Below are 15,847 nucleotides of genomic sequence, written 5' to 3' on the forward strand. Positions count from 1 at the left end.
AAATCTTAATGCAGGTATTGAAGTGAATGTATCAATAAGACTAATGGAAAGTAAGAAATTATTTTGCCGTAAGTATATTGATATTTGTAAGATACATGAAAGTAATATATGTTACTGGTATGATTGATAGAGGATAAGTTTTTATTCTGCTAAATATAAACCAGCGTAATTAGTTTTTATATTAAAAACTAATTGTGCTGGTTTTTTTGTTTTTTATATTAATTGGGATTAGGGGGATATATTATGGAGATGAATTGTTCAATAAACAATGATTTTAAGGTTGTAAAGGATGAAAAGATAAGCTTAGAAACTTTTTTACATAGTAAAAGAGTAGCCATATATGCAAAGAAAATAGCACAATCTATGAATTATTGTTCTAAAGAGATTAATATTTTAATTTTGGCTGCATTATATCATGATATTGGAAAATCAAGGGTACCATTAAATATTATTAATAAAAAAGGAAAGTTAACAAGTTTAGAATTTGAAACGGTTAAAATGCATGCTAAGTATGGTGCAGATATATTAATGGAAAATAGATATTCTAAAGATTTTTGTGATATTGTTAAATTTCATCATGAGAACTATGAAGGTAGTGGCTATCATAATCTATATAGAGATTCTATTCCAATTGCTTCTCGTATAATTCGAATAGCAGATGTTTTTGATGCATTAACTACAGATAGGCCTTATAGAAAAGCTTATACAGTGGAAAATGCTTTAGAAATAATGTTATGTGAAAAACATATATATGATCCCAAAATATTTAATATATTTATTAAATATATTAGTAAAAATATAAAAAAACCTTTATTAAAAAACATATCATAAAACATATAAGACATAGCATGGAGGTATGGAATGAAGATAAAGAATAAAGTTATAAAAAAAGATAATTTTACTAGTTTTAGTACTATAATAATGCTGCAAATACTTATATTAATTATAGTTGTCTGTGGTTTTTTAGGATTTATATCCTATAAAAGCTCATCAACTGCCTTAAATGAATCTATAAAAAATACATTAGAGAGAAGAACCAATGATGGAGCAAAATTTTTATCTGCTAAAATAAATGAAAAAATCCAAAGATTGAATGTAATTGCAAGTTGGAATGAAATGAAAACAATGGATTTAGCTAAGCAGAGAGAAGAACTAAAAGAAGAAAGCGAAACAAAACTTTGGGGATTTGAAAGATTCAAAATTGTAAACCTAAAGGGTGAAGTATTTAACATTGATAATAACATGGTTAAACGTATATCAGATAAATATTTAAAGCAAATAGTTCAAGGGCAAACTTTCATAATAGATGATGAATTTTATAAAATTAAAGATATAGACGTTATGGATATATGTGTACCTATAAAAGATGCAGGAGGAAATGTAAAGGGAGCTTTAATAGGAGCTATAGATTTAAATTATATAAATAATATAGTTGTGGATATGAAATCAGGAGATGAAGAATCAGCTTTTGTTCTTAATAAGGAGGGGGATTATATTGCTGATGATGACATTAGTTTAGTTTTAAACAAAGAAAATGATATAAAGAATTTAGAGAAAAAGCCAGAATTAAAACAACTTGTTGAATTAGAAAAAAAGATGATTAAGGGGGAAATTGGATTTGGTACATATATATATAATGGAGTAGAAAAATTTATGGCATATAGGCCTATAGCAAATACTAATTGGGTTATAGGAATAGCAGTATGCAAAACAACATTATTTAAAAATATTTATACACTAAGAAAAATTATAGTAATTATTACGATTATATTCATTGTTATAGGAATAGCAGTGGCCAAATTAATTTCTAGTAGAATTAAGAAACCTCTTTCAAAGATGCAAGAACATGTAGAAAAATTAGCCACATACGATTTGAGTTATAAAAGTGAAACAGATAGTAATAATGAATTTGGGGAAACAGCTAGATCTTTAAATAATGCTTGTGATATATTAAGTAAAACTATAGAAAATGTAAAAAATAGTACTGATGATATAATGAATAGTAGTAGCAATACAAAAGAAATGTTTGAAGAAGTAAATGAACAAATTCAGCAGGTAACCGCATATACAGAGGAAATCTCAGCAAGTATGCAAGAATCTTCAGCAGCAGTAGAGGAAGTCGCATCTATGGCTGAATCTGTAAAAGAAGATGTAAAAATCAATGCAGATTCAGCGCAAAAAGGTTTAGAACTAGCTTCAAATGTAGAAAAGAATGCAGAAAAAGTTAATAAAGATATGTATGAATCCATGAATAGAGTAGAGAACATATATGAACATTCTAAAGAAAAATTAGAAAAATCAATACAGGATGCAAAGGTTGTTAATAATATATCTGAAATGGCTAATAGTATTCTTGAAATTGCAGAAAAAACTAACTTATTAGCATTAAATGCAGCAATTGAAGCAGCAAGGGCAGGGGAACAAGGAAGAGGATTTGCCGTTGTAGCAGAAGAAGTAAGAAAATTAGCAGAACAATCATCTAATGCTGTAGAGAAAATACAAAATGATGTAAAGACAGTATTAAAAACAGTACAAGAACTTTCTAATTCTTCAGAAGATGTATTAAAATTGCTAGGGGAAGATGTATTAAAAGATTATAGAAAGCTTATAAATATAAGTGTTCAATATAAGGAAGATGGAATTTCTATTAAAAATATTACTGAAGGTTTTGCTAAGGCTTCAGAAAGTATATTAATATCTATGGAACAAATGGCTAAAGGTATGGAAGACATAGCAACTTCTGTAACTGAAGTTGCAAGCTCATCAGAAGATATAGCAAATAATGTAAGTGATATTGGTAAAAAACATAATATTATATTGGAAGATGCTAAACAAAATGAAGTAAATGCAAAAGAATTATCTAGTATTATTGAAAAATTTAAAACAGAATAATCATGTGTTATAAAAAGGTATTTAATTTGTGTTAAATACCTTTTTATAATTAATAATTATATTAAAAGCAACTTAAACAATAAAAATTTGAACATTTAATACAAATTTGATAAAATTAGCTTAACAATGAGAGATATGCAAAATTAGGCCATTCATAGAATACTTAAATAACATATTTAAGATGAGGTGTTTATAGAAGAATGGACAAAGTTAATAAAATAGTTAATAATATTAAAGTCTTATATGTAGAAGATGAAGAAATAACAAGGATTATAACTAAAAAAATTCTAAAAGAATTTGTTGGTAAATTATTTATAGGTAAGGATGGCAAAGAAGGACTTGAGTTATTTATAAAACATAGGCCTCAAATTGTTATATCAGATTTAAGAATGCCTAGCATGAATGGAATAGAGATGATAAAAAGAATAAGGGAAATGGATGGAGAATGTGGCATTATCATAAATACTGAAGTTGAGGATATAGAATACATATTACAAAGTGTGGATATAGGCATTGATAAGTATTTAGTAAAGCCTATAGAAAAAGAAGAATTGTTGGAGTCTTTATATAAAGTATTATCTAAGGTTGTTAATAGAAAAAAGAATAATAATAAACTATATGAGATTTCAGAACTAACCAAGGAAGAAAAGCAAAATATTGAAGAGGAAATAAAAGCAAAGATTCCATCTTTCTTAAAAAAAGTTACAGGAAAAGGGCCAAAAGATACTCAAGTATTTTTTTCAGGAAGTATTATAGACATAAAAACATATGATATACTAACTCCTATGGAAAGAACTTTACTGAAGAATAGGGATAATTTAATGTTAGTTAAGTATTATAGAAGGTTGTTTTATAAGGAAATAGTCAATGATTTAATAAAGTTGATTACAGAAATTATAGGAATAAAAGTATCAGTAAGTAAAATTCACATAGATCCATTTGAAAATTTAGAACAGATTGTTCTTGAAGTTCAATTTGATAAAATTTTTAAAAGATAAGTAGGATTTTTATTATATAAAGGAGTAATAAAATGGACAAAAAATATGAAGAAATATTAAATATAGTAGAAAAGGAGTTATCTTGTTCTGCTCATAATATTCAGCATATATTAAGAGTTCATAATATATGTTTATATTTATCAAAGTATGAAGATAATGTAGATGAGGAAGTATTGACATTGTCAGCTTTACTTCATGATATTGCAAGAGTAAAAGAGGATTTAGACCCAGATAGAAAAATCAAACATGAAGTTTTAGGAAGTGAAATGGCTGAAAAAATATTAAAAGATAAAGGATATTCAATAGATAAAATTAAAAAGATAAAACATTGTATATTATGTCACAGATTCAGAAGCGGTAATAAACCTGAAAGCATAGAAGCAAAGATTTTATTTGATGCGGACAAGTTAGATGCCATAGGTGCTGTGGGATTAGCACGAGCTTTTATGTTAGGAGGAGAATTTGGACAAAGTGTATACTTAGATATATCGCCAGAAGAATACATTAAGGAAAATATATTGGAAAATGGAAGGATAAAAGATTTTAGTAAGCATTCTGTTAATATGGAATATGAGTTAAAGATGAAAAAAGTACCAGAAAGACTACATACTAAAAGAGCTAAAGAGATAGGGGAAGAACGATTAAAATTTATAGAAATGTTTTTTAATACAATTAAAGAAGAGATAAAGGGAAATAAATAATTTAGCTTTGTAAAAGTGTTGCTAAAATGCAATTTGTTGCATTTTAGCAACACTTTTATAATTTATAAATATATAAGCTTTATAAAGGAATATTACTAGCTTATATATTTATAAATTTATATATATTTGTTGCAAATCTGCAATTAAAGCTTTAGATTTATTAATGTTTAAGCACTGGTATGGTTATTGCTCTATTATAATTATAAATAATAGAAAATGGGAGGATTATTATGAATAACATAGATAAACTTAACAAAATATTACGTGATGTTTTTAATATTAAGGATGATTGTTATACAAAAGATGAATTAGGACCAGATGAAATAGAAGGATGGGATTCATTAGCACACGTTGATTTAGTTACTAATTTGGAAGAACAGTTTGAAATTTCTTTGGATGTTATAGATATATCTAGGATGTATACCATTGGGGATATAAAAAATATACTTAAAAAGTATGGGGTTTCAATATGAATTTTTCAGATTATATTTTTCAGTTTTCATCACATTATAATAAGAGTGCTGTTATAGATAAAGAAGAATATTGTTATAAATATATATATTCTAAAGTAGAAAATGTGGCTAATACATTAAATAACAAGGGATTGACTAGGAAAGATTCAGTTTTACTTATATCAGAAAATTCTATATTTTTTATAGAAAGCTATTTTGGCATTATAAAAAGTGGAGCTATATGTGTTCCTATAAATCCTAGTCTAGGACAAGAACATATAAAATATATATTAAATTCATTGAAAATAAGACATATATTTATTGAAAAGAAATTAATGAAAAACATAGAGAATTTATTAAATGAAGATATAGAAATATATACAGAAGAAGATTTAAAAAAACTAGGAGACATTTTTTTAAATACAGAGATTGAAAGTAATAAATCTGATGATGTAGCAGTTATATTATTTACATCAGGTTCTACAGCTAGGCCTAAAGGAGTAATGCTTACACATGAAAATCTAATAAGTAATACAAATTCTATTATAGAATATTTACAATTAAGTAAAGTAGATAGAATAGAAGTAGTGTTACCATTTTATTATTGCTATGGAACATCTCTCCTTCATACTCATATTAGAGTAGGGGGAAGTTTAGTCATAAATAATAGATTTATGTTTCCAGAAACCGTATTAGATGATATAGATAAGTATCAATGTACAGGCTTTGCTGGAGTACCAAGTACTTTTCAAATACTTTTAAAAATGAGTAATATAAAAAATAGAAGCATGCCTTCTTTACGATATATAACCCAAGCAGGAGGGAGAATGGCTAAAATATTTATAAAGGAATTAATGAATATTTTGCCCCATGTAGATATTTATATAATGTATGGACAAACAGAAGCCACCGCTAGATTATCCTATCTTCCACCTAAAATGTTAGAAAGCAAAATGGAGTCTATAGGCAAAGGGATTCCAGGAACAGAATTAAAAGTTATAGACAAGGACGGAAAAGAAGTAAATGTAGGAGAAGTTGGAGAAATTGTAGCCAAGGGAAAGAACATAATGAAAGGATACTTTAATGATGAAGAGGAAACTAAACGAGTATTGAAAAATAGATATTTATATACTGGGGACTTAGGAACTGTAGATAAAGATGGATATATATATATTGTGGGTAGGGGAAAAAATATTATAAAAAGTGCAGGCAATAGAATAAGCCCAAAGGAAATTGAAGATGTAATTTTACGAATAAATGAAGTTATAGAATGTGCTGTTATAGGTATTGAAGATGATGTTTTAGGAGAAGCAGTAAAAGCATTTGTGGTATTAAAGGATAAATTATTAAATGATAAGTATATTATAAATTATTGTAAAAATAACTTGCCTAGTTATAAAGTACCTAAGGTTGTTACAATATTAGATGAACTTCCTAAAAATTCCTCTGGGAAAGTAATTATAAATGCTCTGAAAGGAATGGATTAGCAATAAATGTATAGCAAAGTAGGTGAATCTATTGAATAATTATAATAAAGTACAACAGCTTATGTTTAATAAACTTTTTCAAATAACACAACATGAAAAGGAAAAGGCTTTAATTGAAATTTTTAAACAACAGCTAGAAAGAAATAAAAAAAATAAAAATATAGAAAGTATGTACAATAAATTGGGATTTGATATTAAATATTTAAATACATTAGATGATATTCCATATATACCAGTAAGTATGTTTAAACAGTTTGATTTATATACTTGTGAAAAAGAAGAAGTAGTTAGAGTATTAAATTCTAGTGGGACTACTAAAGGGGTACCAAGTAAAATATATATTGATAAAAAGACAAGCATAAGGCAATCTCAAGCTCTTATAACTACTTTAACGCACTTTTTAGGAGATAAGAGGAGACCACTATTAGTTATAGATAGTGAAAGCTCAAATAGCAATTCCTCTAATTTGACTGCTAGGGGCGCAGCAATTAGAGGAATAAGTAATTTTGCCAATAAAATAGTATATGCCATGGATAATGAAGGAGAAGAATTAAAAATTAATTTTGATAGAATTTCAAAGTTTCAACAAGAATATGGAAATGAAGACATATTGGTATATGGATTCACATATATAATATGGTCAAAATTTTTAAATCAACTTAAAGAAATGGGGAAAAAGTTACACTTTAATAAAGGGAAAATATTACACAGTGGAGGATGGAAGAAGCTTATATCTGAAAAAGTTACTAAGGAAGAGTTTAATAGAGAACTAGGAGAATTATTTCATATAGATTCCAATAGTATTATAGATTTTTATGGAATGGTTGAACAACTGGGAGTTGTATTTATTGACTGTGAATGTGGATATAAGCATGTACCAGACTTTGCTGAAGTAATAATTAGAAACATAAACAATTTGGAGGAAGTAGAAATAGGAGGAAAAGGATTAATACAAGTGATGAGTACTTTAGCTTCAAGTTATCCTGCTCAAGCCATTTTAACAGAAGATATAGGAGAATTAGTTGGAATAGATGATTGTAAATGTGGACGAAAAGGAAAGTACTTTAAATTCATATCTAGAGTTGAAAAGGCAGAAATAAGAGGATGTGGGGATACTTTTGCAGAAAGGGAGAAAAGAGATGATTAAATGCTACACATTAAATGGAGAATTTTATGATAATGGAAAATCCTTTACTGACTTTAAAGAAATTTGTGAATCATTAAGAAAAAATGGAGAAAATATTAAAGAATTTCCTTTAGAAGCAATGATACAAATAATAAATGAATACAGTAAAATAATATCTAAAAACAAGGAATTGTTGAAACAGGAAGGAATACCTTTTTTATGCTTTTATTTAAAAAAGAATAATCTTGAAAAAGTAATAAATTTAAATCTAAAAAATAAGGATTTTTTAGATAAGTTTATAGAAATAGAAGAAGGAAGATTTATTAAAGCCCAAAGAAGAGGTTTAGCATGTCATTGGATTTCAGCAAATGTCGCCACATTGGGAATATATTCTATATTTCAATCTCTTATTTGTAAAAATTATAATTTAGTAAAAATTCCCCTAGAAAGTATGCAATTAATAACAAAACTTTTAAAGCCATTGAAAAAAATACAGGTGAATTTTAATGGAAAGGAATACTTTGGAGAAGACATCCTAACCAATATTTGTATTGTTAATTTTCCCAGTTCTAACTTACAGATTAACAGGGAAATGTCACAGAATGCAGATTGTAGAATATTTTGGGGTGGAGAAGAAGCTTTAAATTCTATAAAAAAACTACCTCAAAAAACTACCTGTAAAGATATAATATTTGGTCCTAAATATTCTTTTGCAGTGTTTGATAAAGAAGCTATAGAAAGTATAGAGTTAGAAAAATATTTAGAAAATTTAGTTATAGATATAATAAATTTCAATCAAAAGGCTTGTTCATCACCTCAAGTATTATTTTTAGAGAAAAGTTCTATATCTATAGAGGAAGTTAGTCATAGACTTATAAAAGTTTTTAATAAAGTGAATAAAAGATATCCAGTCAAGCATATGGATGAATTTACTGCAGCTTCAATAATAAATAAAAGAGGAGAATATTTTTTAAGTTTAGATAAGATGATTCATTGCAGTAAGGGATTTGATTACACTATTTTACTAAATAATGATCTTAAGTTAGAAGAACCTATAGGAGGAAGAACCATATTTATAAAAGAAGTTAGCAACATTTTTCATATAAAACAGCTTATTACTCCTAGAATTCAGACTATAGGTATTGCTATGAAAAATAAAGAGAAAATAGTAGAGTTTAGCCATGAATTAACCGCACTAGGAGTAGATAGAATAGTAAAAGTAGGATATATGAATTTATATGATACTCCTTGGGATGGTACTTTTTTAATTAGTGAATTGGTAAGATGGTGTTCAATTAATGTAAGTGGAATGATATAACATAAAGATGGCTAAAGCTATGTGAAAAGCTTTAGCCTAACAATTTCATATAGCAATATAATTAGTTTGAATATTTTAAATTTTATAAAATTCAATTGTTTAATTTGTTAATTAAACTTATAATATATTTTAAAAGGGTGATTTGTGTTAAGGAAATTAAAGAATATTACTGAATTTGAGGTGATATTATTAATGAATAAAAAACACACATTTATAGGAGCTAAAGCATTAGAAAATAACAATGAAAGGAGTCCTAATAATAACTTAGACAAAATAATTAATGAGCTAGAAAAAACCAAATCACTATGTAGTGAATTAGACGCTGTAATAGAGTGCTCTTATGACGGTATATATATTACAGATGGACAAGCCAATACTTTAAAGATAAATAAGTCTTATGAAAAAATTACAGGACTTACAAGAGAGTATATGATTGGTAAGAATATGAAGGATTTAGTTAAAGAAGGAGTCATATCTCAGTCAGGTACATTATTAGTAATAAAAAGTAAAAAACCTACCACTATAGAACAAACCTTTAAAACTGGTAAAAAAGTTTTGGTATCTAGTAGTCCCATATTTCATGAGAATGGAAACATAAGGATGGTAGTCACCAATGTTAGGGATGTTACTCAACTATATGAACTTAAGGAGCAACTAGCTAAAAATGAAGAATTAACAAAAAAATATTATTCAGAGATAGAGGCCATGAGAAATCAACTTTTAAATTCTTCTGATATAATAGCTCAAGACAAGAATATGCTAGACACTTTAAGAATAGGCAAAAAAGTTGCCAATGTTGATACTACTGTACTTTTGTTAGGAGAAACTGGAGTGGGAAAAGAAGAGGTTGCAAAATATATACATAAGAACAGCAAAAGATGTAATAAGCATTTTATAAAAGTAAATTGTGGAGCTATACCAGAAAATTTAATTGAAAGTGAATTATTTGGATATGAGAAAGGAGCCTTTACAGGAGCAAATAAAGAGGGAAAAATTGGGTTATTTGAGGTAGCAGATGAAGGAACTATTTTTTTAGATGAAGTAGGAGAACTCCCTTTGGATATGCAGGTTAAACTCTTAAGAGTTCTACAGGAGAAGGAAATTGAAAGAGTAGGAGGGGTAAAGCCTATAAAAATAGATGTAAGAATACTTGCAGCTACAAATAGGAATTTAGAAGAAATGGTTTCAAAAAAATTATTTAGAGAAGATTTATATTATCGATTAAATGTTGTTCCCATTGAAATACCACCACTAAGAGAGAGGAAAAAAGATATAGTACCTTTGGTGGAACATTTTTTAAGTGAATTAAACAAGAAATATAATTTGAGTAAAAGATTTACCTCAGTAGCTATGCAAAGCCTTTTACAATATAATTGGCCGGGAAATGTAAGAGAGCTTAAAAATATAGTGGAAAGAGTGGTTATTATGAGTAGCAATGACGTAATACTTAAAAGTGATTTGCCAATAAATAATACATTTAATTTGCTTGAAGAAGAAATAGGAAGTATTGATGAAGAAGTAAATCTAAAGGAAATAGTAGAAAGATTTGAATTAAAATTTATAAATAAAGCTTTTGAAAATTATAAGAATGTAAGAGATGCAGCAAAATATTTAGGAATGGATCCTTCAACTTTTGTAAGAAAGAGAAAGAAGTATACAGATAAATATATGTTGCAAAAGTGAAATTTGTTGCATTTATGCAAAGAAATTAATTTTAACACATTTATCTATAATCATAAGGTTTATAAACTTGTATAAATTTTACATATCAAAGTTTGTTGCTTTTATGCAACAAACTTTGATATTTTTTTGTCAATACAAATAAAGTTTATAATATTAAAATCACTGAAAACGTTACAAATTCGATGTTTTAAAAATTTTCTAAAAAGTTATTTTAAAAAAATATTTTTGGCACAGTACTTGCTAAATATATAAGTGTAAAGAAAATAAAAAAAGATTGAAATAGGAAAGGGATGGTTTTAAGTGGCTTTAATGACAGGGGAAAAATATGTGGAAAGTCTTAGAAAACTTAATTTAAAGATTTATATGTTTGGAGAAAAAATAGAAAATCCAGTGGACAATCCAGTGCTTCGTCCATCAATGAATTCAGTTAAAATGACTTATGATTTGGCTCAGATGCCAGAATATGAAGATTTAATGACTACTACTTCTACATTAACTGGAGAGAAAATAAATCGTTTCTGCCATATTCATAATAGTGCTGAAGACCTTATTAAAAAGGTAAAAATGCAAAGATTATGTGGGCAGAAAACAGCAGCTTGTTTTCAAAGATGTGTTGGTATGGATGCTTTCAATGCTGAGTATAGTACTACATACGAGATAGATAAAGCACATGGAACAAACTATCATGAAAGATTTAATAAATTTTTAGAATATGTACAAAAAAATGATTTAACTGTTGATGGGGCTATGACAGATCCAAAAGGAGATAGAGGATTATCACCAAGTAAACAAGAAGATCCAGATCTTTATTTAAGAGTTGTAGAAAGAAGACCAGATGGCGTTGTGGTAAGAGGAGCAAAAGCACATCAAACTGGTATTTGTAATTCTCATGAAGTTTTAGTTATGCCAACTATAGCTATGAGACCAGAAGATAAGGATTATGCAATTTCATTTTCTATTCCAACAGATACTGAGGGCGTATTTATGATAATAGGACGTCAATCCTGTGATACTAGAAAACTAGAGAAGTCTGCAGATATTGATGTGGGAAATAAAAATTTTGGAGGAGTAGAAGCTTTAACTATATTTGATAACGTATTTGTACCAAATGAAAGAATATTCTTAAATGGAGAAACTGAATTTGCTGGAATGCTTGTTGAAAGATTTGCAGGATATCACAGACAAAGCTATGGTGGATGTAAAGTTGGAGTTGGTGATGTTCTTATAGGAGCAGCAGCACTGGCAGCCGATTATAACGGAGCAGCTAAAGCTTCACATATTAAGGATAAACTAATTGAAATGACTCATTTAAATGAAACACTTTATGCTTGTGGAATTGCTTGTTCTGCAGAAGGATATAAGACTGAGTCAGGTAACTATATAATAGATTTATTGCTTGCTAATGTCTGTAAGCAAAATGTTACAAGATATCCATATGAAATAGCTAGACTTGCTGAAGACATAGCAGGTGGATTAATGGTTACTGCTCCATCTGAAAAAGATTTAAGGCATGAAAAAATAGGACCTTATGTTGAAAAATATCTAAAGGGTGTAGCTTCTATTCCAACAGAAAATCGTTTGAGGATATTAAGGCTTATTGAAAATCTAACTTTAGGAACAGCTGCAGTAGGATATAGAACAGAGTCAATGCATGGTGCTGGTTCACCACAGGCACAAAGAATTATGATTGCAAGACAGGGGAATTTAGCTCATAAGAAATCATTAGCAAAGGCTATTGCCAATATTAAGTAGGATTAGCTAAGGAAAAGATAGTGACTTTTAGAGAATAGAATATAGAGTATATTAAATGAATTCAACATATCAGTAGATGGTCTCTATAATCTATTCTCTAATATTTGTAAAAGTTGAATATCAATTTTTATAGAGAAATGGAGTTGTGGCCTATGATTTCAGAAGTAGAAAAAACAATAGATAGAGAAATAAGACCCTATCTTAGAGAACATTATGGTGATATACAGTTATTAGATATTAAAAATGGTATTGTTCAAATTAAATTAATAGGACAATGTAGTGGCTGTCCATCAGCTAAATATACAGTGGAAGATGTAATTGAAACTAAATTAAAGGAAAGATTTGCAGAAGTAAAAAAAGTAGTTCTTATAAATGAAGTTAGTGAAGATTTATTGGATATGGCAAGAAAAATATTAAATGTCAACAAGGTGGTCTAATGAAAGTAGGTATAAAATATTGCGGTGGATGTAATCCCAAATATGATAGAACAAATATTGTTACTAAATTAACAAAGCAGTATGACAATTTAATAATAAATTTAGCTAAAGAGGATGAAATTTATGATTTTATTATAGTTTTATGTGGATGCACTAGTTGTTGTGCTAAAGATGAAAATTTAAAAAGTAAGTACGGAAAAATTTTTGTAAGTAGTGAAAATGATTACTATAAGATTTCTAAATTTCTTGATGGAATAGATAAATAGGAGGGGAGTTATTTTGGAGAATATATATAAAAGTAAAATAGTTTCTGCAGAAGAAGCGGCTAAAAAGATAAAATCAGGGGATAGAGTTGTATTAGGACATGCTGTTGGAGAACCAGTAGCTGTTATAGATGAAATGATAAAAAATAAAGAAAGATATAGCAATGTAGAAATTGTTCATATGGTAGCTATGGGAAAGGCTGAGTATGCTCAGTCAGGTATGGAGAAATATTTTAGACATAATTCAATATTTGTAGGTAGCACCACAAGAGAGGCTGTAAGTTCAGGTAGAGGAGATTTTACCCCATGTTTTTTTTATGAAGTACCGAAATTATTTAAAGAAAGCTTGCCAGTAGATGTAGCTTTAATTCAAGTTACACCACCAGATGAACATGGATATTGTAGTTTTGGTGTTTCAGATGACTATACTAAACCGGCGGCAGAATGTGCAAAAACTGTAATAGCAGAAGTCAATAATCAAATGCCAAGAACCATGGGAGATTGTTTTATACACATTTCGGATATAGATTATATAGTTGAAAGGTCACATCCAGTTATTGAACTTAAACCAGCTAAAATAGGTGATGTAGAGAAAGCTATTGGAGAAAATTGTGCATCATTAATAGAGGATGGAGCTACACTTCAGTTAGGAATAGGGGCAATTCCTGATGCAGTATTATTATTCTTAAAGGATAAGAAGGATTTAGGAATTCATTCAGAAATGATATCAGATGGAGTAGTGGAACTTGTGGAAGCTGGAGTTATAACTAATAAAGCAAAAACATTACATCCAGGTAAGATTGTTGTAACATTTTTGATGGGAACAAAGAAATTATACGATTTTGCCAATAATAATCCAATGTTAGAAATGTATCCAGTAGATTATGTAAATGACCCAACAATAATAATGAAAAATAATAAAATGGTTTCAATAAATTCATGTGTTCAGGTGGATTTGATGGGACAAGTTGCTTCAGAGAGCGTAGGATTAAAGCAAATAAGTGGAGTTGGAGGACAGGTAGATTTTGTAAGAGGGGCTAACATGTGTAAGGATGGGAAGTCTATTATGGCTATGCCAGCAACTGCATCAAAAGGAACAGTATCAAAAATAGTTCCAATTTTAGATGAAGGCGCTACAGTAACTACATCAAGAAATGATGTGGACTACATTGTTACAGAATATGGTGTTGCTCATCTTAAAGGAAAAACATTAAAACAAAGAGCTAGAGCATTAATAAATATAGCACATCCAAGTTTTAGGGAAGAATTAATACAAGAGTTTGAAAAAAGATTTCATAGTAAATTTTAATAAGAGGAGGAAATTATATGGCCATGCAAAGAGAACATGGAAAAGAGCACCCTTACTTATCCGCTGGCTTATTTAAAATTAGGCTTCCCTTTGTTCATTATAAGTGGGAATGGTCTGAAGCATTACAAGCTATATTAATGTGTGCTACTTGCCTTGGAGCTATTCCAATTTTAACTGAAGTTTTAGGTATATCCTTTGAATTAGCCTGGGGAATGGTTATAATAAATGGATTGTTATATTGTATGCATGCACTATTAGGAGACCCTGTGGTACCAGGTTGGATAACTCCATCTATTCCGCTTACTACTGCATATTTAAGTAGCTTTGCTATAGGAGTTGACAGAATACACGCATTAATAGCTTTACAACTTTTAGTAGGTATAATATTTATTATTATGGGTATAACAGGAATGGCTAGTAAGCTAATAAATATAGTTCCTAATTCAATAAAAGCTGGTATTTTACTTGGAGCAGGTTTTGCGGCTATAATGGGTGAATTTAAAGTTAGCGGAAGATATGGTAAATATCCAATAGCTATCACAATAGGAGTTATATTTGCATATTATGTTTTATTTTCAGAGGGCTTCAGAGCTTTGAGGAAGAAAAGCAAATTCCTAAATATAGTAGGTAAATATGGTATGTTACCTGCTATTATTGTAAGTATAATAGTGGGACCTATTGCAAAGGAATTACCAGTACCTAAAATAGAAATAGGTTCAGTTATTCATTTGCCTAATATTTCAGAGATGATAAAAACTATAAGTCCATTTGGAATAGGGTTCCCAAAAGCTCAATTATTTATATCAGCTATACCAATGGCAATTATGGTATATATAATAGCCTTTGGAGATTTTGTTACAGGAGAAGCTTTAATAAAAGAAGCTGATGAAATAAGAAAAGATGAAAAAATTGATTTCAATTCAAATAGATCAAATTTAATCAGCGGTTTTAGAAATGTAGTAATGGCATTTATAACACCTTATGTTCCTTTATGTGGTCCGCTTTGGGCAGCTGTAACAGCAGCAGTTTCCCAAAGATATAAAGAGGGACGTGAAGCAATGGATTCTATATTTGGTGGGGTAGGAACTTTTAGATGGGTAACTTTTATATGTGTATCTTTGGTTCCTATAGTATCACTTGTACAGCCGGTATTACCTGTAGCATTATCATTAACTTTACTAGTTCAAGGGTATGTGTGTACTAGGCTTGCAATGGATATATGTTCTACAGATTTAGAAAAAGGTATTGCAGGAGTTATGGGAGCAGTTTTAGCTACTAGAGGAGCAGCTTGGGGATTAATAGTAGGAATTATCCTTCATATTACATTAAGCGATTTAAAGAAAAATAAAAATGTAGTAACAAATTCTCAGGCTTCTACTGAAGTAAAATAATTATAGAAAAAGCTATTTTTCGTGTAATGCACGGAAGA

The 15,847-nt window shown here is 28.7% G+C and carries 14 protein-coding genes; all 14 read left to right on the top strand.

Annotation, left to right across the window (positions count from 1 at the left end; all coding sequences use genetic code 11):
* The first annotated feature begins 243 nt into the window (after positions 1–243).
* Complete coding sequence (locus J2Z24_RS02720; RefSeq protein WP_156950228.1) at positions 244–831, top strand: HD-GYP domain-containing protein; 588 nt, start codon at positions 244–246, stop codon at positions 829–831.
* A gap of 30 nt (positions 832–861) precedes the next feature.
* A complete protein-coding gene (locus J2Z24_RS02725; protein ID WP_035147750.1) occupies positions 862–2,892 on the top strand; it encodes a methyl-accepting chemotaxis protein in 2,031 nt (676 codons plus the stop codon).
* Positions 2,893–3,092: 200 nt separating this feature from the next.
* Positions 3,093–3,890 (top strand): Na-translocating system protein MpsC family protein, encoded by a 798-nt coding sequence (locus tag J2Z24_RS02730; protein WP_035147753.1) that lies wholly within the window; start codon positions 3,093–3,095, stop codon positions 3,888–3,890.
* Positions 3,891–3,922: 32 nt separating this feature from the next.
* The gene (locus tag J2Z24_RS02735) at positions 3,923–4,591 is read left to right on the top strand and encodes an HD domain-containing protein (RefSeq protein WP_173680522.1); all 669 of its coding nucleotides are present in this window, start codon (positions 3,923–3,925) and stop codon (positions 4,589–4,591) included.
* A 230-nt stretch (positions 4,592–4,821) separates the two neighbouring features.
* Positions 4,822–5,064: an acyl carrier protein gene (locus tag J2Z24_RS02740; protein ID WP_035147756.1), complete on the top strand. Its 243-nt coding sequence runs from the start codon at positions 4,822–4,824 to the stop codon at positions 5,062–5,064.
* Positions 5,061–6,530 carry an AMP-binding protein gene (locus tag J2Z24_RS02745; protein WP_035147758.1) on the top strand — a complete coding sequence of 490 codons (1,470 nt, stop codon included), beginning with the start codon at positions 5,061–5,063 and terminating at the stop codon, positions 6,528–6,530. The genes J2Z24_RS02740 and J2Z24_RS02745 overlap by 4 nt, the downstream gene beginning before the upstream one ends.
* 31 nt (positions 6,531–6,561) lie before the next feature.
* The gene (locus J2Z24_RS02750) at positions 6,562–7,677 is read left to right on the top strand and encodes a LuxE/PaaK family acyltransferase (RefSeq protein WP_241393009.1); all 1,116 of its coding nucleotides are present in this window, start codon (positions 6,562–6,564) and stop codon (positions 7,675–7,677) included.
* Positions 7,670–8,974 (top strand): acyl-CoA reductase, encoded by a 1,305-nt coding sequence (locus tag J2Z24_RS02755; protein ID WP_035147763.1) that lies wholly within the window; start codon positions 7,670–7,672, stop codon positions 8,972–8,974. Before J2Z24_RS02750 ends, J2Z24_RS02755 begins: the two co-directional genes overlap by 8 nt.
* A gap of 192 nt (positions 8,975–9,166) precedes the next feature.
* On the top strand, positions 9,167–10,657 hold the full coding sequence (locus J2Z24_RS02760) for a sigma-54 interaction domain-containing protein (protein ID WP_085059046.1): 1,491 nt from the start codon (positions 9,167–9,169) through the stop codon (positions 10,655–10,657).
* A 300-nt stretch (positions 10,658–10,957) separates the two neighbouring features.
* On the top strand, positions 10,958–12,409 hold the full coding sequence (locus J2Z24_RS02765; protein WP_035147765.1) for a 4-hydroxyphenylacetate 3-hydroxylase family protein: 1,452 nt from the start codon (positions 10,958–10,960) through the stop codon (positions 12,407–12,409).
* Positions 12,410–12,561: 152 nt separating this feature from the next.
* Positions 12,562–12,846, top strand: coding sequence for a NifU family protein (locus J2Z24_RS02770; RefSeq protein ID WP_035147767.1), 285 nt, complete (start codon positions 12,562–12,564; stop codon positions 12,844–12,846).
* The gene (locus tag J2Z24_RS02775; RefSeq protein WP_035147769.1) at positions 12,846–13,112 is read left to right on the top strand and encodes a hypothetical protein; all 267 of its coding nucleotides are present in this window, start codon (positions 12,846–12,848) and stop codon (positions 13,110–13,112) included. The genes J2Z24_RS02770 and J2Z24_RS02775 overlap by 1 nt, the downstream gene beginning before the upstream one ends.
* 13 nt (positions 13,113–13,125) lie before the next feature.
* Positions 13,126–14,418: an acetyl-CoA hydrolase/transferase family protein gene (locus J2Z24_RS02780; RefSeq protein ID WP_207714642.1), complete on the top strand. Its 1,293-nt coding sequence runs from the start codon at positions 13,126–13,128 to the stop codon at positions 14,416–14,418.
* Positions 14,419–14,435: 17 nt separating this feature from the next.
* On the top strand, positions 14,436–15,809 hold the full coding sequence (locus J2Z24_RS02785) for a membrane protein (protein WP_035147772.1): 1,374 nt from the start codon (positions 14,436–14,438) through the stop codon (positions 15,807–15,809).
* Positions 15,810–15,847 lie beyond the last annotated feature (38 nt).

Source organism: Clostridium tetanomorphum (assembly GCF_017873215.1).
In the GTDB taxonomy this organism is placed as follows: domain Bacteria; phylum Bacillota; class Clostridia; order Clostridiales; family Clostridiaceae; genus Clostridium_AO; species Clostridium_AO tetanomorphum.

Bases quoted from the DNA above. Each gene is read 5' to 3' on its own strand.
- J2Z24_RS02720 (WP_156950228.1), top strand. From the start codon at position 244: ATGGAGATGAATTGTTCAATAAACAATGATTTTAAGGTTGTAAAGGAT.
- J2Z24_RS02725 (WP_035147750.1), top strand. From the start codon at position 862: ATGAAGATAAAGAATAAAGTTATAAAAAAAGATAATTTTACTAGTTTT.
- J2Z24_RS02730 (WP_035147753.1), top strand. From the start codon at position 3,093: ATGGACAAAGTTAATAAAATAGTTAATAATATTAAAGTCTTATATGTA.
- J2Z24_RS02735 (WP_173680522.1), top strand. From the start codon at position 3,923: ATGGACAAAAAATATGAAGAAATATTAAATATAGTAGAAAAGGAGTTA.
- J2Z24_RS02740 (WP_035147756.1), top strand. From the start codon at position 4,822: ATGAATAACATAGATAAACTTAACAAAATATTACGTGATGTTTTTAAT.
- J2Z24_RS02745 (WP_035147758.1), top strand. From the start codon at position 5,061: ATGAATTTTTCAGATTATATTTTTCAGTTTTCATCACATTATAATAAG.
- J2Z24_RS02755 (WP_035147763.1), top strand. From the start codon at position 7,670: ATGATTAAATGCTACACATTAAATGGAGAATTTTATGATAATGGAAAA.
- J2Z24_RS02760 (WP_085059046.1), top strand. From the start codon at position 9,167: ATGAATAAAAAACACACATTTATAGGAGCTAAAGCATTAGAAAATAAC.
- J2Z24_RS02770 (WP_035147767.1), top strand. From the start codon at position 12,562: ATGATTTCAGAAGTAGAAAAAACAATAGATAGAGAAATAAGACCCTAT.
- J2Z24_RS02775 (WP_035147769.1), top strand. From the start codon at position 12,846: ATGAAAGTAGGTATAAAATATTGCGGTGGATGTAATCCCAAATATGAT.
- J2Z24_RS02785 (WP_035147772.1), top strand. From the start codon at position 14,436: ATGGCCATGCAAAGAGAACATGGAAAAGAGCACCCTTACTTATCCGCT.